The following is a 19,233-nucleotide window of genomic DNA, read 5'->3' as shown; positions in this document are numbered from 1 at the left end:
GACAAAATCTTCGCATTTTTATGTATCTCGCCACGCCTATTTGTTACTGTAAAAGAAATATATCACAGAATTCTTTTTAATATGCCAGAGCAACATCTTACTCTTGATGCAACTAAAATCGTTGCTTATCAAGGCGAGCCAGGTGCTTATTCGCATCTTGCTTGCAAACACACCTTTCCTGACTGGACCAGTGTCCATTGCGCAACTTTTGCTGATGCCTTAAAAATGGTTGAACGAGGTGACGCGTATTACGCCATGATCCCTGTTGAGAACTCCACAGCAGGGCGAGTTGAAGAGATTTACCGAGAACTCAAACGAACTCAGCTTTATGTCGTAAAAGAGCACTTTGAGCCAGTGAATCATTGTCTAATGGCTCGTCATGGTATGACGCTTGAGCAAATAAATCGCATAGGCAGTCACCCTCAAGCCTTGGCGCAATGTGATGCGAATATTAAGGCGCTAAACGCAAAAAATCAGGCGATGTATGACACGGCTGGTGCTGCAAAACACATTGCTGAGAATGAAGAGCCTGGGCTCGCTGTAATTTCGTCTGAGTTGGCGGCTGAATTGTACGGCTTGAACATCCTGAAAACCCATTTCAATGACACGGTTGGAAATACGACTCGCTTCTTAGTTTTTTCCCGTCAACAAAAAATGCCTGTGTTTGAAGAAGGCCAAACTTACATTACTTCCTTTATGTTTCGAGTTCGTAATATTCCTGCTGCGCTTTATAAGGCAATGGGCGGTTTTGCGACGCAAGGAATTAATATGTTGAAGCTAGAAAGCTATATGGTGAACGGGAACTTTACCGCAACTCAGTTTTATGTAGATGTTGAGGCGCACTTTCAATCATCTGCTATGCAAGCCGCCTTAGAAGAGCTTGGTTTCTTCTCAGAGGAAGTTCGCATCTTGGGGACCTATCTTGCGGATGATTATAGGCTGAAGTAAATATGATGAGACAAAGATTGTGGCGAAAGTATTTCAGCCTTATATGGGGTTTATTCGTAAGCGTATCAGCTCAAGCAGACATGTTCAGCTTAGATGAATATGACACCTTTTCAGACACCATTCCTGTTGTAGTGACGCCGTCTAAAATATCGCAGCCGAGAGCCGATGTGTCATCCAGCTTGTCTGTTTTAGATGGTGATTTTATTAGACGAATTAATATTCAGTATGTGGAAGACTTACTGCAATTTGTGCCTGGTTTTACTGTTGTTTCCTATACTTCTTCTAGTCAGAAGTCTGCGTCATATCATGGTACCGAATATACTGGTTATCGTCGCATTCAAGTATTGATAAATGGACGCTCTGTTTACAGTGCTGGTCTGGCTCGTGTGGAATGGGCTATGCTGCCATTGAATATTGAAGACATAGCACGAGTAGAAGTGAACCGTGGGCCAAATGCTGCAAGCTATGGGCTGAATTCCTTTTTTGCTGTAGTGAACATCATTACTCGTTCTCCTTTAGAGACTTTAGGCAACAGTATTAGTGCCTACGCTGGGACTCAGGGAGACTACCGTATATATGGTCAACATAGTGGCTTGAATGGAAATTGGAGTTATCGAGCTTCCGCTTCGACCAATTCTGTAGAAGGGTACGACACAGATTTTTATGGGGATGAGCGCAACGATGGTCATCGCTCAGAAATGGGAAATGTCTTCATTCAGCATGAAACTTCCACGAGCTTCTTTGATTTGGACGTTGGCGCGAGTTATGTCAACGGGAATGTGGATAAAGTGGATTACGCGGTTGATGTAGATTATGGCGGTCAGACAATAAATTATGTTGGAGGTTATGATTCAACGAATCCAATGAATGAAGTTGAAAGAGAGCACATCAAATTTGGTTTTGCCAAACAAGTGGCTTCAAATCATGAATTGAAGCTTCAATATTACTATGATCAATCAGATGCTAACGAGCAGCATGATGTCGTGCTTTATGACCTTTTCTACGATGTAATATTTAATGGTGTAGCTGCTGAGGACTCAATTTATTTTCCAAATGTAGTGTCTGGCGATACTGAAGATTCAGTTAATAAGTCTTTTATTATTGATCTACGCGAAACTCGTCACGATATTGAATTACAAAGTACTTTTACTTCTTCTGAGAGATTGCGTGTTATCTCTGCTTTGGGGTATCGATATGATGAAGCAAAGTCAGAACATTACTTTGGTGGGACAGTGAATGATGAAATTACCCGCTTGTCTTCTAATATGGAATATCGCGCTAATGAAAGTTGGGTTATTAACGCAGGTGCTATGTTAGAGCACAGTAAAATGGCTGGGACTTTCTTATCACCAAAATTTGGTGCAACGTACAAACTATCTGAACACGAATCCATTCGCATGAATGCATCCCGAGCGGTACGAACGCCTGACCTATCAGACCAATATTTTAATTGGCGTTATGTGCTCACCACAGGTGAAAGTTCACCTGTTACTTATGCGGATGAGGGGGAAGAGGAAGAAATTGTCACTTCTTATGAAATTGGCTACTTTCATTATTGGCCTTCTCTAGATTTATCTTTCGATGTGCGTTTGTACCATGATGAAGTCGAAGGACTTGTACTCAGTAGAAAACACTTTACCGGCTTTTTAGAGGATACCCCGGTCGAGGAAGGAGTAACAGAGGACATAGATATAAACGGTGTTGAAGTGGAATTGGATTGGCGATTTGATTCAGGAGCCATGACTCGTTTCACCTATGCTTATCAGGATACGCAAACGGAGTTGGAGCGTTTGCTCGAAACGACACCACCAATACTCATGTCCTTCTTTTATAGTCTACCTTTAAGTGAAAAATGGTCATATCAAGGCTACTATTGGTATGGTAAAGAGTTAGCGGATAAGGACTATGAGTTTTTTAATACTTGGTTATCTTATCAGACCTCTTTAGGTGGGTATTCAAAGGCGACAGTTGGAATAGGATTAGAAACACGTTTAGATAATAACTCTCTTATTTCAAGACATAATAATTACGACGAAGACAGCTATGCCTATGTCTTCACCAATATTACTTTTTAATCTGGATTATTAGTAAGTTGAAAAGGATTTTTGTAACTTTCATCGGAATGCTGCTGTCCGTTAAGGTCTTTGCTTCCGTGTATGTCATACATGATGCTGAAGAAAGTTCAGTACGTTCTTTGACGTTTCAACTATCTGCTCTTTTACCTTCCTCTCTTCAGGCGAAACCTGTTCGAAGTTCTGCTTTCTATCAGAATATAGCTGCGCTTAAAAACGACGATATTCTGGTGACTATAGGCAGAGACAGTTATTCCCAAATTTGCTCGACCGTTAATACAGGTATTGTGATTGCCACTTTCATTGGGCAAGAAGAGTATTTGAATATTCAGAAAGACTGCTTAATACCAAGTAGTGGTGTGTTTTCTGGTGCGCCTTTGGATAAGCGTTTTGCGTTGCTTAATGCTGTTTGGTTTGACCGAAAGCCATTGGCTGTACTTTATAGTGATACACTTTTTATTGATCAGCAAAAAATGGAAAAAGAAGCCGCAGAGTACGGTTTTGAATTACGCTTTCTGAAAACAGACACAGATCGTTTGTCTGTCTTGAAGTCGGTCAACTTTTTATTGGAAGAGTCTGAAGTGATTCTATCTTTGGTGGACACACAGCTTTATCAAGATGGGGTCGCGCAAGATATTCTAAAGCTCTTATTCCATAAACAACGCATAATGATTGGCTCTTCATTTGCTTTTGTTAGAGCAGGTTCGCTTTTTGCTATTCATTCCGATAGCCGTTCCAAACTGACAGCTTTGGTGGAAAGGATTCGAGCGTGGGAAGACAGCAAACTTTTGATAGAAGCTGATTATCCAGGCACATTGCGAGTGACGTTTAACCCGTATTTAATTCGATCTCATGGGGTTGTTTTACCGTCCGCATCTTACTTAAAAGACAAATACGGACTGTGTGCCGACACGCAATGTTAATCTTGCTGTAAAAAGCGCTTCACTAAGCTGCTAAATGGCAGCGGTTTTTCTGCATGAAGCCAATGCCCAGTTCCGGACAGTATTTTAAACGAAGCGTTTGGAAAGGCGGTCATAATGTCTTGTTGATAATCCGAAATGATATAGTCTGAATGCTCACCTTTGATGAATAGCGTGGGGGTATTAACCGCTTGGCTTATTTCAGGCTTTTTCAATATCGTACTGTAGCTGTCGGCAATGTTGTTGACGGACAAGGCGAGTTGATACAGTTTGTCTTCTGTTCTAACCAAGTTTTTCAATAAAAACTGTCGAATCGGCAGACTAGGCTCATACTGACTTAAAATATCATCTGCGGCTTTACGGGAGCTTACATCACTTGATTGAACCGCTTTTAAACCTTTCAAAATGTCGGTATGGCTTGGTTTGTAGTCGACAGGAGCAATATCGGCGACAATGAGCTTTTCTATTTTAATATTGCTTGATTGCTCCGCCAGCGAAGCCATTTGCATAGCCACTTTTCCGCCCATGGAATGGCCGAGCAAGTGGAAAGATTTGATGTTTTGAGACTCTGCCCAATCTAAAACAGCCTGAGCCATTTTTGGGTAAGTCGCGTCTGGCATAGAAGATGATTGACCGTGGTTGGGTAAATCAATGCAAAACAAATTAAAGTGTTCAGATAAGCCTTGTGCAATGGAATGCCAGTTATCTGCGTTACCGAATAAACCGTGAATAATAATAAGGTTTGGTCCAGAGGAACTATATTGCTTTGCGTGTATCATAAGAGCCTTACATTCGATAAGTTTTAAGCCATTGTACCAAGTCTATAGCGGCTGAGTCATTCTTGATAAGTGAGAGTTGTTCTATTTATGTTAGATCCATTTTTTATTAAACAATTGAAAGCACCTTTGCGGAAGATCGCGTTAAAGCTCGATGCAATGGGAATTAAAGCAAACCACATCACTGTATTTGGCTTTGTGATGGGGATCTTGTCTGTGCCATCCTTGAGTCAAGAATATTACTGGCTCGCTTTGATTTTTATCATCCTTAATCGCTTGATGGATGGATTAGATGGTGCCGTAGCGCGAGTGCAAGAGCCTACAGATCTAGGTGGTTATCTTGATATTACATTGGACTTTATTTTTTACTCTGCGGTTATTTTTGGCTTTGCATTGGCAAATCCGGCAGAGAATGCACTAGCGGCTAGCTTTGTTATTTTCTCTTTTATGGGGACGGGTAGCAGCTTTTTGGCTTTTGCCATCATGGCGGAAAAGCGCCATATTGAAAATCTGGATTATGGCGGCAAGTCGTTACACTTTATTGGCGGTTTAGCGGAAGGCGCAGAGACCATCGCTTTTCTCGTATTGATTTGTTTGTTGCCGTCGCACTTTGTTGTGTTGGCTTATGTCTTCGGAACGATTTGTTGGATTACAACAGCCACACGAATTTATGCAGGTTATCGCACTTTGAGATAGAAAAGAGTGTGGATTGTTTAAGAAATTAAGTGGAAATGCCTTCTTTATAAAAGAAGGCATTTTTTTAGCTCTAAATTACTTAATTAAAAGTATAATCAATTTAATCGAGTCAATTAGTATAGACCAATACATCTGAAACTTTTGCATTGAGATCTCCTTTTTATCTGTAGAGATTCATTGACACACACCAAAGAAAAAGTCATTATTTGATCTCGGAATTTCTTCTAAGGACAGGTTCTCTAAGCGTGACTTCTCCAGATAATCTCTTAAGCTCCTGAAGAAGATTTTCAAGGCCCTTATGCCCGCCAGCATTAGGGCCTTAAATTTTTATAAAAACTGAATTTCTATATCGCTTTTCACGATGGCACAGCAAGCCAGTAAATAACCACTTTGAACCCAAGCTAGGGGTTCAAAAGGGTAAATAACATTTCCCCATAAAAGCTTCACTGAACAAGAAGAGCAGTAGCCTTCGCGACATTGGTATTCCACATGTATTCCAGCCCGTTCAAGTTGAACCATTAAAGGCTCTTCTTCTGTTACCAGAATCTGTTTTTTACCTATTAGTACACGATGTACTACTTGCTCTTTCTTTGTTGCTGATTCTTGCTTAGAGATCGAAGTCATCGAAGTCTGAATCATCCAAGTTGTTATCTGTTTGACCAACCAAGTAAGAGCTGATTTCAGCTTCTTGTGGTGCGACTTGAACGTTGTCACTAACCAACCAAGCATTAATCCAAGGGATTGGGTTATGCTTCGTCTCAAAGTGCGCATCAAGGCCAACGGCTTGCATACGAACGTTAGTGATGTATTCCACGTATTGACCCAAAATTTGCGCGTTAAGGCCAATCATAGAACCGCTTTGGAATAGGTAAGTCGCCCACTCTTTTTCTTGTTCCGCGGCTTCGATGAAGATATCGCGCATTTCGTCTTTGCACTCTTCGGCAATAATGGCCATCTCTGGGTCATCTTTACCGGACGCCATTAAGTTAAGCATGTGTTGTGTGCCGGTCAGGTGCAAGGCTTCATCACGAGCAATTAGCTTGATGATTTTTGCGTTACCTTCCATCAAGGTGCGTTCAGCAAAGGCAAAACTACAAGCAAAGCTGACGTAGAAGCGAATGGCTTCTAATACATTCACGGAAGCAATAGTAAGATAAAGCGCCTTTTTTAGCTTCGGCGTAGTGATTTCAACATCGCCTTTGCCGGGTACGTTAAAAGTACCAAATCCCATGGTGTTATATAGATTCACCATTTCGATCAAGTTGTCATAGTATTTCGACACACTGTCTGCGCGCTTGGTGATTTCTTCATTGGTGACTATGTCATCAAAAATCAGCGTTGGATCATTCACGATATTACGAATGATGTGTGTGTAAGAGCGACTGTGAATGGTTTCACTGAATGACCAAGTTTCGATCCAGGTTTCTAGCTCAGGAAGAGAAACGATAGGCAATAGGGCAACGTTTGGAGAACGACCTTGTACGCTGTCTAGCAGAGTTTGATATTTTAAGTTGCTTAAGAAAATATGCTTCTCATGCTCTTCCAATTTTTGAAAGTCTTTACGGTCATTAGAAAGGTCAACTTCTTCTGGACGCCAAAAGAAAGACAGTTGCTTTTCAATTAGCTTTTCAAAAATAGGGTGTTTTTGTTGGTCGTAACGAGCCACGTTGACATTTTCACCAAAGAACATAGGTTCTTTCATACTATCGAAGTGCTTGCGGTTGAACGTCGAGTAACTCATTGCTTGGGTATATCCTCTAATGCGTAAGGCGAGTGATAAAGTACATCGGCCTTAGTTATTAATACTGTGAATCAATTAAATAAAAATGAACATTTAGAATGCCAGAAACCTAATAAGCTTCGCAGTGTAATACGAAGCTTATTAGTTTTTAGTTTGACTAGATTTTACAAGCGCCGCCTGCGCAATCATCGATGTCTTCTTGCTTGTCTTCCGCACCATCCCTTGTGTTGTGGTAGTAAAGCGTTTTCACACCGAGTTTATAGGCGGTGAGAAGGTCTTTTAAGATCACCTTCATTGGGACTTTTTGTGATTCAAACTTCTGTGGATCGTAGTTTGTGTTCGCAGAAATTGCTTGGTCGACAAATTTTTGCATGATGCCAACAAGTTGCAAGTAGCCGTCGTTTGATGGAATCGTCCACAACAACTCGTAGCTGTCTTTCAGTCTTTCGAATTCTGGTACAACTTGCTTCAAAATGCCGTCTTTACTGGCTTTAACAGAAACGAATCCGCGTGGTGGTTCAATACCATTTGTCGCATTACTGATTTGCGAAGATGTTTCTGATGGCATTAGAGCGGTCAAGGTTGAGTTACGTAGACCGTGTTCAACGATCTCGCTACGCAAGGCTTCCCAGTCGTAATAAAGCTCAGAAGGACAAATATTGTCGATTTCTTTTTTGTAGCTATCGATCGGCAAAATGCCTTTCGCATAGGTTGTTTCATTAAACGCTAAGCAAGGGCCAAATTCTTTTGATAGCTTGTTAGACGCTTTCAACAAGAAGTATTGAATGGCTTCGAACGTTTTGTGAGTTAACTCGTTTGCGCTGCCGTCTGAATATTTAACGCCATTTTTCGCAAGGTAGTAAGCGTAGTTGATAACACCAACACCTAAGGTGCGGCGCAATTCAGTGGCACGTTGTGCCGCAGGAATTGGGTAGTTTTGATAATCCAATAGGCTGTCTAGCGCGCGAACGATTAGCTCAGCTAATTCTTCTAACTCGTCTAGGTTTTCCAATGCGCCTAAGTTGAAAGCAGAAAGAGTACAAAGTGCAATCTCGCCTTCAGGGTCATTGATACTGTCTAGAGGTTTTGTCGGCAATGCAATTTCTAAACATAGGTTACTTTGCTTAACTGGAGCGACAGCCGGATCAAATGGGCTGTGAGTATTACAGTGGTCGACGTTTTGAAGATAAATACGACCTGTACTAGCACGCTCAGAAGCAAACAAAGTAAATAGCTCAGTGGCTTTGATGGTTTGTTTGCGAATAGAGTCATCTTGTTCATACATGGTGTATAGACGATCAAACTCTTCTTGGTCTGCAAAGAAGGCATCGTAAAGACCAGGTACGTCAGAAGGGCTGAACAAGGTAATGTTGCCGCCCTTGATCAAGCGCTGATACATCAAACGGTTGAACTGAACGCCGTAATCAAGGTGACGAACACGGTTCTCTTCAACACCACGGTTGTTCTTAAGCACTAATAAGCTTTCCACTTCCAAGTGCCAGATTGGGTAGAAGACAGTCGCCGCACCACCACGAACACCACCTTGAGAACAGCTCTTAACCGCTGTTTGGAAGTGTTTGTAGAATGGGATACAACCTGTGTGGAAAGCTTCACCACCGCGAATGGTACTGCCAAGAGCTCGAATTGCACCGGCGTTTACACCGATACCAGCACGCTGACTCACATATTTAACGATGGCACTGGAGGTTGCGTTGATTGAATCTAGAGAGTCGCCACATTCAATCAATACACAACTACTGAATTGACGAGTTGGTGTGCGAATGCCGGACATAATTGGTGTCGGCAAAGAAATCTTAAATTGAGAAACCGCATCATAAAAGCGGCGAATCAAATCCAAACGCTGTGCTTTGTCGTATTTTGCAAATAGACAAGCAGCAACAAGGATATAAATAAACTGTGGGCTTTCGTAAATTTCGCCAGTCACACGGTTTTGTACTAGATATTTACCTTCTAATTGCTTAACCGCAGCGTAAGAGAAGTTCATATCACGAGAGTGATCAATGATGTCGTTTAACTGGTTGAAGTCTTCTTCAGTGTAATCTTCAAGCAAATGAGCGTCGTAGCGGTTTTGTTTCACTAAGTTTGTGACATGCTCATAAAGGTGTGGTGGTTCAAAATCACCGAATGCTTTTTTGCGTAAATGGAAGATGGCTAAGCGAGCTGCAAGGTACTGATAATCTGGTGTATTTTCAGAGATTAAGTCGGCAGCGGATTTGATTAAAGTTTCATGGATATCTGTGGTTCGAATGCCTTCGAAGAATTGGATTTGTGCTTTTAATTCTACTTGAGAAACAGAGACATTATCTAAACCTTCAGCGGCCCACATGATGACTTTATGAATCTTTTCCAGATTGATACTTTCGGTCTTTCCGTTACGCTTAGTAACTGTGAGAGTGCTCATGCCTTAACTTCCCATTAGTGCATTGTTGAAAAAAGAGGTGCTTTACTCTATCTAGTGTATCTTTTTAAGATAAAGCACTATATGTAGTGTTTTACCTCAAATCTGTGATGAACAATAGTGTGCAATGGATGTAAAATCAAGACTTGAAAACTCTGTAAAAATGAGAATTAAATAAAGGCTAAGTGCTCACTTACTTGCCCTGCCACAAAAAGTATAAAGTTGGCGATTGGCAAGATCATAAAAGAGTTTTTATCTATTTTTTTCTGTATTTTTTGGCTTAATAAATGAACCCTTGATACGCACAAAAAACGATCAAGAAAACTGCAAAAGCACCATTTTGAACCCAGCAACTAAGGCAAATAAAAACACCTGATGGACAAGGTAAATTGGTAATGCATAGCGACCTAAAAGTGCCAATATTCTAGTGAGTATTATTTTAGGTGTTTGGCACTTATGAAGATTTAAATAGCCGAATAAAGGGCCAAGAAGGACAACCCCAATCCATGGAAAGGGAAAGACAATATCAAGTGTTCTTTGTGGAAGAGCGAGAAAACTCGTTATAGTGCCGAAAACATTTGGAAAGGTTAAATAATGTGTGGTGTGATAAATCAGCAGAATGATGATGCCAATCGCTGCTGATGCAATAGGCCACTTCGCCAATGGCCGAGTCAATAATGAGGCAATGAAAATAAAATGCAGTATGCCAAAGTAGATCCATTGATCCGGCGCTGCAAGATAGGTTACTAGGGAAATAGCAGAAGCCGCAATAAACAGCTTGATATCTCGTTTCCAGAATGACCAATAATTGTCTTTTTTAAAGGTTAAGTAGCTTGACCAGCCAACAGCGGTCAGGAAGAGGGTAAGAATTAGACTTCTAAAATACACCCAGAAAGGGTCATAAATAGAATATTCTAGGAAGCCAAAATGCCGTAAATCCCAACAAAAGTGAAATACCATCATTAATAGAACGGCTAAACCACGATAAGCATCTAAAAAATCACTGCGTTTTACTAACGCATTCGCTGGGGAAGGTTGCATTGAAATCCAAGGTAATTAGTTAAATGGAAGCAAAGCCATCATACCGATACTCATTTTCTAGCTCAAGCTTACCGAGCTTGATGTCTGAGCTTAAATTGCACCTGCCTTGGCAAAAGGAAGTTTTGTCTATGTTTGGGCGAGATGTGCCTGTCCCAAGGCTGGTGGCTTTTGTTGCGGATGAAGGTGTTTGTTATCGTTACTCTGGAAAAGATCATCACGGAGCCGGTTGGCCTGCATGGTTATTGCCCATAAAAGCAGAAGCCGAGGCTTTGTCACAGCAATCTTTTAACTCCGCATTGCTGAACTGGTATCGAGACGGCGAGGAATATATGGGGTGGCATTCTGATAATGAAAAGGTATTAGGGCCAGCACCTATTGTTGCTATGTTGAGTCTTGGAGCGACGCGAGACTTTTTGTTTCGACTGAAAGCTGATCATAAAACCAAACATAGTATGGCGTTAGAGCACGGCAGTTGGCTGATTATGGGGACGTCAACGCAAGTATTGTGGCAACACTCATTGCCTGTTAGAAAAAGAATCAAAGAAGAGCGGATAAGTTTAACTTTCCGACTCTTGCTTTGATTGTTGTGGCGTTAGAAGGGAATACGACCTTAATGAAAGGGCTTTGATTAAGGGGCTTTACGTGTTTGTACCCAGCTATCGTCTTTAGATGTATAGCAAATCCGGTCATGTAAACGGCTCGGACGACCTTGCCAGAATTCAATGAACCTTGGCTTTAAAACATAACCTCCCCAATTATCAGGACAAGGCACTTCTTGACCATCAAAGGCTTGTTCCTCTTCATTGAAAGCATTTTGCAGAGCCCCTCGGTTAGGGATGACAGCACTTTGTTGTGAGGTTCGTGCAGCGAGCTGGCTGCCGCGAGGGCGACTTGCGAAGTAGGTTTCAGAGACATCACGAGCTACTTTTTCAATTGTCCCTTCAATACGTATTTGGCGAGACAGTGCAGGCCAGAAAAAAGTCATGCTGGCTTTGTTGTTCTGAACAAGCTGTTGACCTTTCTCACTGCTGTAGTTAGTAAAGAAGGAAAAGCCTGATTCATTACGTTGTTTTAACAAAACAATGCGTGAGTGTGGCCAACCATCTTTGTCTACTGTACTTAATGTCATGGCGGTTGGATCATCAGGACAAGCTTCAATGGCTTTTTCTAGCCAAGTATCAAAAAGAGTTAAAGGATCATTGCCTGCTTGATCTTCTAAGAGGTCTTCGAATTGATAGTCTCGTCGAATAGAGTGGAGATCTCTGTTCATAATTAAATCCGGTAAGTAGTGGTTGTCATGACTTTGGATACTTGCGTCATAATGGCCATAACAGGTTGTGGAAATTCATAACCGCCAGCGTCTAATGCTGCTTCTTTGTGTTTGGCTTCATCTATGTGCATTTGTGTTAAAACTGCTTTGCTTTTTTCATCTTGCGCAGGCAATGCTTGCATGTGTTTTTGCAGATGCACGCATACTTGATCTTCCGTTGCAGCGACAAACCCTAAACTCAATTTATCACTGATCAGTCCTGCGCCTGCGCCAATCATAAAGGACGCACTGTAGAATAAAGGGTTTAACAAACTCGGTCTGCTCTGTAAGTCATAAAGGCGTTGTTCGCACCACACGAGATGATCAATCTCTTCATCCGCTGCGTGTTCCATTTCTTTACGAACGGCCTCTAGCTTGGCTGTGGTTGCTTGCCCAGCGTAGAGCGCTTGAGCACATACTTCGCCAGTATGGTTTATACGCATTAACCCTGAAGCATGTTTACGTTCGTCAGACGTTAATTCTGCTTCGGCAATCTGGCTAGCAGGAGAAACACGAGAAGCTTTTGCTGCATGGGGAACCAGTGTTTGTAGTGCTCGATCAAATTGTAATACGGCTTTGTCTAGAAAAGAGATCACTCGGATTTCCTCTTAATTAGCCTGGAGGCCATGTCATTTGACGACCGCCCAGTACATGCATGTGTATATGGTAAACAGTTTGTCCGCCCATCTCGTTGCAGTTCATGGCAACACGATAACCTTCTTCACTGATACCTTTTTGTTTTGCTACTTTGGCTGCGGTTATTTGCAGCTTACCTACAACGGCGGCATCGTCATCTGTTAAGTCATTTAGGGTGCTGATGTGGCGTTTAGGTATAACAAGAAAATGAGTAGGCGCCTGCGGCATAATGTCTTCAAACGCAATGACGTCATCGTCTTCATACAATACGGTTGCTGGAATCTCTCCGTTCACTATTTTACAAAATAAACAATCCATACCATTTCCTTTCATCTGTATTATTCAGAGTTCATTTACTGGCATCAAGGCGTTTTGTTCAAAGGCTTGATGCGTGACAAAGAGGTGTTCTTTAATCTGTCGCCTTTTTGAATTAAACGAGAGAGCATTGTTTTAAATTGGCTGTCTAATTCCGAGCAAGGGAGTATCTCATCAAAGCCAAGCTTTTTGGCATAATCCGGTGACATTTTAACATTGTTGCTGATGAGTAGGCATTGATCTTCTACGTTCATCAAAGGTAATAATCTTTGCTGAGTGATGTGAGGAATGTGCCCACCGTTATCAAACACGAGAATAATCAGACCAGATGTTCTTTGCTTTGACTGGTTTAGGTGATCCAGCAAGGATTCTAACGTGGCAAAATGCTCGATTTTGTTTTGATAGTTTTGCAATAGAGTGAGTGTTTTTTGTAGGTCATCGTCTTCTTGCCCAAGCAAAATAATATCAAAATGACCTTGTTGTTCGCTTCTGTGAGCCAAGCTTCGGATATGAGATTGAATCGGAATTTGGATATTAAGGCGGCTGGTTTGGTCGTTGTCAGATAAATGGCACTCACCATTTAAATATTGCACTAATAACTCGATATAGCCTGAGCCAAAATCGAAACTTGAGGTTTGAGTGCTGGCTCTAGTCGGTAATGGAGAACACTCAATTTCCAACAAAGTTATGCCTTCTCGGTTTACATCATGATGAGTGATGTTAATGGTCAGCGTTTGATTGGTGAAATGCTTAAACTCTTCGGCCAACACTTCAATAAGATGTTGCAGTATTTGCGCATTGTTTAAGATTTCAACCTTGTCTGTTTTGTTGGTGTTTATCTCAATGAGCGCACTGTCTTGATCAATGCGTTGGAAGTTGTGATGGGCATTATCAATAAGCTGGTTGAGTGATACAGGCGTCGTTTGTTCAAAGGCGGTCTTGTCTTCAAGGTCGCTTAGGTAGTCGATACGGGTAATCAAATTTTTCAAATTGTTGTTTGCTGTCTGGGTACTTGCGATGAGCAATTTTGTGTCTGGAGAGACAGCAGCTTGTTCTAGATGTGTAATTCCGCCACCAATGATGTTGATTTGACGACGTAAACGGCTAGACAGGTCTGATAAAAGATCAAATATCTCATCTTGAGAGTGTTTGGCTTTATATATGTGAGGTTGGAGCAAGGGGGATTTCTGAGAAATCATTCCTGTAAAATGGATTAATGTCTCGATGATAATAGTGACGGATAATCCCCACTCTAATAATGTGGCGCTTGGAATAAGGCCATAAACTGACGTGATCCAAGCTAAATGGCCGATTAATAGAATGGAACGAGCAGCAAGGTAATAGCCAGAAAAGGGAATTTTCTTGATGCAAGAGATAATGGCGTGAAATGTTAATGTTGAGATGGTCACGACAGCCATAATCGACAGAATGACAATGTTCATCGACTCTGGTGCCGTAGAGAAAATAATAGCGAAGAAAGCGTTTAACGAACCTATTACGAGTAAGACTTTGTCTAACATCGGAAGATGTTGTTTGGTATCGAGATAAAGTCGAGAAAAGAACACAATCGTACTAAGGCAGAGGAAAGAAGATAGGTTGTATATCCGTTCTTGCATCCCTGTTTTATTAGGGAAAAACTGAGATATTTGGTCGTGGAGAGCTAGGTGTAAAATGATGATAGAGACAAGTAACCCTGCATAAATTAAATACATCAGGTTGCGAGATCGGATGTAGAAAAAGATATTGCAGGTAAACAACGCTAATAAAACACCAATCAGTACACCTGTGAATATAAAGTCCTTTTGAGAGTCTGAACTTAATTTCGATAAGGTTTTAAGCTCTATTTGGGCATTCACAGGAAGGTGAGAAGACAATTTGAAATAGACGGTAAAAACCGCTGGTGTGTTGGTTGGTAAGGTAAATAAGTACTTTGCTGATTTGATTGCTTTGCTGTTGTAGGTGTGAGCGCTGCCGAACTCTGCCTGTATCTGATTGTCGTATAGTGTCGGTAAGAAGATTTCTAAATTTTGGATTCTTGGGGAATTCACTTCTAAAACAACGGGAATGTTGGTTGTTGTACGAATAGCTATATCGGAGCGAACCCAAATATTACCTTCAACTATGCCAAGCTGAAGAAAGCTGCGATTGATGGGGCGGAATTGTTTGGCGTATTCGCTTGATTGTATTTCATCAAAGGAAAGCGTTTTGTTTTTGTCGATGAAGAAGAAACCGCTTTCCGCGATATTGAATGTGTTGTTGTCATCATCAATGATGGCAACGTCACTTGCTCCCCAAGTAAAGTTGGAGACGACAATTAAAAAGAGTAAAATTAATCGAGAAAACAAAACGATAGCCTATGCCCGTCAAAAGAAGGTGTAAGCTATCATTATTAACTAGATAGGGGATCGAATGCTATATCCAATTTTGGTGGAATATTACGTTTGGTTTAGTTTGCTGTTGTTAGCGGTCACTTGGTTTGCACGACAATCAAAACCTAAAACCCGAACGAACCTCATATATGGTTATGGAATGATCGCAGTGCTTGGCTTTGTGTTAGCGTTTGATTGGGTAGCCGGAATTATTTTTGGTCTGATTGTGCTGGAGCTTGGTCGTCTACTTCGAGCTTGGCTGAATAAGAAAGAAGCGCAATTAAAAAAGTAATAAAAGAAAGGTATAGAGGTAGTCATTTTTGTTAAATGGTAGTGTGTCGTATATAGAAGTTTAATAGTCTAATTTTATTAGCACTATAAAAGCTATAACTTTTACTGATTTTGTGGCGTTGATTAGTATTCTGACTACAAACTTACTAGGAGTAATGAAATGCGAGACTTAATCACTATCATGGGGCAACGATTTTCAGGTTTGCTGCGTGGACATCGTACCTCTCAAGAGGTTAGCTGTAATTATGGAGATAATTACTATGGTGATAAAAAGTGCTGTTCAGGTAGAAAATAAAACTCAATGGTTTTTTATTTGTCTTGCGTTGATAGCGTAAGGAAATAGCACTGTACAGTATCAAGTTTTAAAAAATTGATACTGTACAGTGTGTGATGAGTAGAGTTTAGAAGTTAAGTTCTACGCGAGGTTGGCTGCTTCTCGATAGATCAACTTCTGGGGAGCAAATTAAGATACGAGAAGAATCAATGCCTTGCTCCACCAAAAACTCTTTTAAATTATCCGCACGTTCCTGAGCTAAACGAAGTGCTTGTTCTTTCATTTCATCGTTCAATTCTGCTGGTGGTTGCTCAAACCCTAAATCAACATAACTTGTGACGCCACAGGCCTTTAATTGGCTCTCTTCTTTGTCTTTCATTAATGCAACTAGCTGCTCTAAAAATGTATCTTGCGAGCTATTTAGTTGAGCCTCTTCTGGTGTGAACATAAGGGGCTCTACACGCACTTTAAGCAATTGTTCTCCGGCAAACTGTGCAATAGTAATGACGTTTGCATAAGGAATGAAGGTTTGCATTAGGTAGTTACTTGATACTTTATAAAGAGCGGTGCGCACTGGTTGAACAAGAAAGCTCTTCCAGCCGAATTCTGGATTATTAACATTACCGGAAAGCGGTATATCTAAGTCAATATTGTCATCGCTGTCTTTTAATATTCCCACTGCGATATTGAGAGGTACTGCGCCTGCTTTGATAACGGAACTGCTTTCTTGGCGTCCACCAAGGTTAAACTGTCTGAGTAAGACATGAGAGTTGCCATCTAATTCGCCGTTATCTGCATCTAGTTTTAAATCTAAATTTAACTGCCCTGAGTCAATTTGATAGCCAAGTGCATTGGCAATATAGGATGAGTAAGGTGGTAATTCGGCTTCTTTAATCACCAATGTACTTTGCATCGTAAGTTCATCTGCTAGTGGCCAAATTGTAATGTCGCTGTCGAGCGTTGAGTACTTCCCATTTCGTGCTTTTAAAGATAATACTGTTGCTTGTTCTTTATCTTGTGTATTTAGATCACGCAAAGAGAGAGTGTCTATATTCAGAGTTCGTTGTAGTGCTGGTTTAATGCTTTGATCTTGTACATAAACCGCTGATTCTCCAGTGATGTCAAATGACTTCAGAGCGACATAATAAGGTGCCTTGAATGCCGGTTCTTGTTCGGCGTTTGGTGTATTTTCGATAGCGTGTTGAGCGTCTGAGGCTTTTGGTGATCCAGAACCCTGCAAAGACGCTGGAGGTAGGGCGTTTGATGTTGACTCTGAGTCTTGTTCCTCTTGGAAAACGAGGTTTGCCAATGTTTTATTTGGGCTGATAATCGTATTTACTTTCACGGCGTCTGAGACGATAGAATCGATGCTCGCACCTTTGGAATCTGCTTTGATATTTTGTACTTGAATTTTGCTCACATGTGTTAAAGCTGGCAGCGTTTTTTGACTTTCCCCTGATGCGGTTAGTGCCTCAGAAAATGTTAAATTATCTACAGCTAATAAATCTAATGCGACGTCAAATGCTTCACCCTGTTGAGTGAAAGACAACCCATTGAAGCCTGCTTTGTCGAATGAAGCGATACGCTTATCATCTGTTAAGAAACTATCGAAAAATGTGCTTTCAAACTGCAGGTTGGTACCAATGATAGAAGGCGCTTGTTGGTTGTCTATATCGGCATTGATTTCTTCTGCGGTTAAAGAAATCGCCTCAATGGAGACCTTCTTTTCTTCCTCAAGAGTGCCTTTTAATCCTTGAATATTAATACTGAGTTGATTGTTTTGAGCAGTGAGTAAACCTTCATTTATTTCGACAGACACAGCGTTTTCAAAATCAAATGACTCATAACTGGCGATGATATCCTCTTGATTAAAAGAAAGATCTTGTGACTTAAGGGTAACATTCGCTGTGGCTTTTAATTGCTCAGCAGACGTAAATTGAATATCGGATTGGCTGATAGATAGGGCGGTCGATTTTGTTTGAATCCTTTCTTCAGTGTTTAGGCTGAGGTCTAGGTCTTCTATAACGGAATTCAATACAAGCTGCTTTATTTCAATGAAGGGTTCATTGTTTACTTGGGTTTGCTCTAACTGGAATTGCCCATCTAGCCCCAGCTTTCCTATGGTTTTATTGTAAGGCTCTGGAATAAAGTGCTGGAAGCTGTTGATAGGTAAAATGGTGTCTTCAATTTTTACATCTAGGCTTGTTTTGTCAGGAGAATAATCAAATAAGCTGCTTACTGAAAAACGAGCTTGATTAACTAATGCAGACAGGTTGATTTCTCCATTCCAGCTTTCTCCTTGTCCAGAAAGGTCTTTTACAACCAGTTCCTTCAAAGTGAGGGAATCTAATTGAGCTGGCGTATTTGAGTCTGGTTGACGTGATAAATGAAATTGACTGTCAGTGAAAGAGAAAACAGGCAAGTTAATAGACCATGGAGCGCTGTTCTCGGAAGGCGTTTCTTCAACAGTGGGGTCTTTTTCTTCCGTTTCCTCAGCAAGGAATTGAGATGTGTTGATGCCCGCTACGATCCAGTCTTTTTCTTGCTGAGCCAATGCAATCTCGAAGCCATCAATGTTGGCTTCTGATATGCGAACTGTACGAGTGAGTAGAGGCCAAATTTCCACTTCAAATGTTGCGCGTTTTAAAGATAAGGTTTCCTGCTGTTGCTTTGTCACAACAAGATTTTTCACATCAATTTTTGGAGGGAAAAAATTGACAGAGATAGAATCGACAGACGCTTCTTCACCTTGCTCTTGGAAGAAGGTTGTCAGGTAGTGTTTGGCGATAAAAGGGGTGGCAATCCAGATTAGGATGACGATGATAACTAAGGCTGAAAAGGGAAAAAAGATAAAGTTCCGAAAGTGTCGGCGAGTCATTATTACGTGGCCTTTAGATAAAAAAGTATGGTTCAGTATAGGCGTATTTTCTAGCCACTGAAGATAAAAAAACAGCTTAATAGACTAAAGGTTTTCTTCTTTATCTTCTACCGAATTAGGTGGTAAAGATTCTGTACGTAAAGGCATTCTTAGCAAATAAATACTGACACAGATGCCGATAAAGATAAGACCCACCGTAGCCCAAAAGCGCCAAACAAGCGTGATGGAAATCGCCATGCCTGCCCACATGAAAATAATCGCACGGTTTCTGGAGCGTTTCGGAATGCCATCAGAGGATTGCCAGTCTTTTACGATTGGGCCAAAAAACTTATGGTTGAGTAGCCAAGCATGGAATCGGTCGGAGGATTTTGAAAAACACCAAGCGGCGAGTAACACCAAAGGGGTTGTTGGTAGTAGAGGCAGGAAAATACCAATAATGCCTGTGATTAAGGAAAGCCACCCTAAAATCAAATATAAAATTCGCTTTCCTGTCATATTGTTAACTCATCATCTGAATAAAAAACGAACCCTAGCTTGGTGAAAGAAAT

Annotated in this window: 17 protein-coding genes; 6 read left to right on the top strand and 11 right to left on the bottom strand. The window is 41.1% G+C overall.

Annotated features, from left to right (window positions below; genetic code table 11):
* Positions 1–81 precede the first annotated feature (81 nt).
* The 3 genes from ACMUMQ_RS05520 (at position 82) to ACMUMQ_RS05510 (ending at position 3,943) form a co-directional block, all read left to right on the top strand.
* Positions 82–948, top strand: a complete 867-nt coding sequence (locus tag ACMUMQ_RS05520) for a prephenate dehydratase (protein WP_414681008.1) — start codon at positions 82–84, stop codon at positions 946–948.
* Positions 949–950: 2 nt separating this feature from the next.
* Positions 951–3,023: a TonB-dependent receptor plug domain-containing protein gene (locus tag ACMUMQ_RS05515; protein ID WP_414681007.1), complete on the top strand. Its 2,073-nt coding sequence runs from the start codon at positions 951–953 to the stop codon at positions 3,021–3,023.
* Between the two features lie 77 nt (positions 3,024–3,100).
* On the top strand, positions 3,101–3,943 hold the full coding sequence (locus tag ACMUMQ_RS05510) for a hypothetical protein (protein WP_414681006.1): 843 nt from the start codon (positions 3,101–3,103) through the stop codon (positions 3,941–3,943).
* Here the strand turns inward: ACMUMQ_RS05510 and ACMUMQ_RS05505 are convergent.
* Positions 3,940–4,719: an alpha/beta fold hydrolase gene (locus ACMUMQ_RS05505; protein WP_414681005.1), complete on the bottom strand. Its 780-nt coding sequence runs from the start codon at positions 4,717–4,719 to the stop codon at positions 3,940–3,942. The two genes, ACMUMQ_RS05510 and ACMUMQ_RS05505, sit on opposite strands and share 4 nt — an antisense overlap.
* Positions 4,720–4,806: 87 nt before the next feature.
* Here ACMUMQ_RS05505 and ACMUMQ_RS05500 point away from each other — a divergent pair, with 87 nt between their 5' ends.
* Positions 4,807–5,412, top strand: a complete 606-nt coding sequence (locus ACMUMQ_RS05500; protein ID WP_414681004.1) for a CDP-alcohol phosphatidyltransferase family protein — start codon at positions 4,807–4,809, stop codon at positions 5,410–5,412.
* Positions 5,413–5,739: 327 nt separating this feature from the next.
* On the opposite strand, the gene yfaE is transcribed toward ACMUMQ_RS05500, so the two are convergent.
* From yfaE to ACMUMQ_RS05480, 4 genes are all read right to left on the bottom strand, one after another.
* Positions 5,740–6,036 carry a class I ribonucleotide reductase maintenance protein YfaE gene (gene yfaE, locus ACMUMQ_RS05495; RefSeq protein ID WP_414681003.1) on the bottom strand — a complete coding sequence of 99 codons (297 nt, stop codon included), beginning with the start codon at positions 6,034–6,036 and terminating at the stop codon, positions 5,740–5,742.
* Positions 6,020–7,153 carry a class Ia ribonucleoside-diphosphate reductase subunit beta gene (gene nrdB, locus ACMUMQ_RS05490; protein WP_414681002.1) on the bottom strand — a complete coding sequence of 378 codons (1,134 nt, stop codon included), beginning with the start codon at positions 7,151–7,153 and terminating at the stop codon, positions 6,020–6,022. Before nrdB ends, yfaE begins: the two co-directional genes overlap by 17 nt.
* 157 nt (positions 7,154–7,310) lie before the next feature.
* Positions 7,311–9,575, bottom strand: a complete 2,265-nt coding sequence (nrdA, locus tag ACMUMQ_RS05485; protein ID WP_414681001.1) for a class 1a ribonucleoside-diphosphate reductase subunit alpha — start codon at positions 9,573–9,575, stop codon at positions 7,311–7,313.
* 312 nt (positions 9,576–9,887) lie between these two features.
* Complete coding sequence (locus ACMUMQ_RS05480; RefSeq protein WP_414681000.1) at positions 9,888–10,613, bottom strand: heparan-alpha-glucosaminide N-acetyltransferase; 726 nt, start codon at positions 10,611–10,613, stop codon at positions 9,888–9,890.
* Between the two features lie 23 nt (positions 10,614–10,636).
* Between ACMUMQ_RS05480 and ACMUMQ_RS05475 the strand changes: the two genes are divergently transcribed.
* Positions 10,637–11,194: an alpha-ketoglutarate-dependent dioxygenase AlkB family protein gene (locus tag ACMUMQ_RS05475; RefSeq protein WP_414680999.1), complete on the top strand. Its 558-nt coding sequence runs from the start codon at positions 10,637–10,639 to the stop codon at positions 11,192–11,194.
* Between the two features lie 47 nt (positions 11,195–11,241).
* Here ACMUMQ_RS05475 and pdxH read toward each other — a convergent pair whose 3' ends face one another.
* From pdxH to ACMUMQ_RS05455, 4 genes are read right to left on the bottom strand one after another with little or no spacing between them, the layout of a single operon-like run.
* Positions 11,242–11,883 carry a pyridoxamine 5'-phosphate oxidase gene (gene pdxH, locus ACMUMQ_RS05470; protein WP_414680998.1) on the bottom strand — a complete coding sequence of 214 codons (642 nt, stop codon included), beginning with the start codon at positions 11,881–11,883 and terminating at the stop codon, positions 11,242–11,244.
* 2 nt (positions 11,884–11,885) lie between these two features.
* Positions 11,886–12,518, bottom strand: coding sequence for a 2-polyprenyl-3-methyl-6-methoxy-1,4-benzoquinone monooxygenase (gene coq7 / locus ACMUMQ_RS05465; protein ID WP_473505862.1), 633 nt, complete (start codon positions 12,516–12,518; stop codon positions 11,886–11,888).
* A 16-nt stretch (positions 12,519–12,534) separates the two neighbouring features.
* The gene (locus ACMUMQ_RS05460; RefSeq protein ID WP_414680997.1) at positions 12,535–12,876 is read right to left on the bottom strand and encodes a histidine triad nucleotide-binding protein; all 342 of its coding nucleotides are present in this window, start codon (positions 12,874–12,876) and stop codon (positions 12,535–12,537) included.
* Between the two features lie 44 nt (positions 12,877–12,920).
* Complete coding sequence (locus ACMUMQ_RS05455) at positions 12,921–15,218, bottom strand: sensor histidine kinase (RefSeq protein ID WP_414680996.1); 2,298 nt, start codon at positions 15,216–15,218, stop codon at positions 12,921–12,923.
* Positions 15,219–15,282: 64 nt separating this feature from the next.
* Between ACMUMQ_RS05455 and ACMUMQ_RS05450 the strand changes: the two genes are divergently transcribed.
* Positions 15,283–15,534 carry a hypothetical protein gene (locus tag ACMUMQ_RS05450; RefSeq protein ID WP_317004592.1) on the top strand — a complete coding sequence of 84 codons (252 nt, stop codon included), beginning with the start codon at positions 15,283–15,285 and terminating at the stop codon, positions 15,532–15,534.
* A 400-nt stretch (positions 15,535–15,934) separates the two neighbouring features.
* On the opposite strand, the gene ACMUMQ_RS05445 is transcribed toward ACMUMQ_RS05450, so the two are convergent.
* Both ACMUMQ_RS05445 and ACMUMQ_RS05440 read right to left on the bottom strand, forming a co-directional pair.
* Positions 15,935–18,685, bottom strand: a complete 2,751-nt coding sequence (locus tag ACMUMQ_RS05445; RefSeq protein WP_414680995.1) for a DUF748 domain-containing protein — start codon at positions 18,683–18,685, stop codon at positions 15,935–15,937.
* An 84-nt stretch (positions 18,686–18,769) separates the two neighbouring features.
* Positions 18,770–19,180: a YbaN family protein gene (locus ACMUMQ_RS05440; RefSeq protein WP_414680994.1), complete on the bottom strand. Its 411-nt coding sequence runs from the start codon at positions 19,178–19,180 to the stop codon at positions 18,770–18,772.
* Between the last annotated feature and the right edge of the window lie 53 nt (positions 19,181–19,233).

The sequence above is a fragment of the Marinomonas algae genome (genome assembly GCF_047525555.1).
In the GTDB taxonomy this organism is placed as follows: Bacteria; Pseudomonadota; Gammaproteobacteria; order Pseudomonadales; family Marinomonadaceae; genus Marinomonas.
This window is presented reverse-complemented; position numbering and strand designations above follow the sequence as displayed.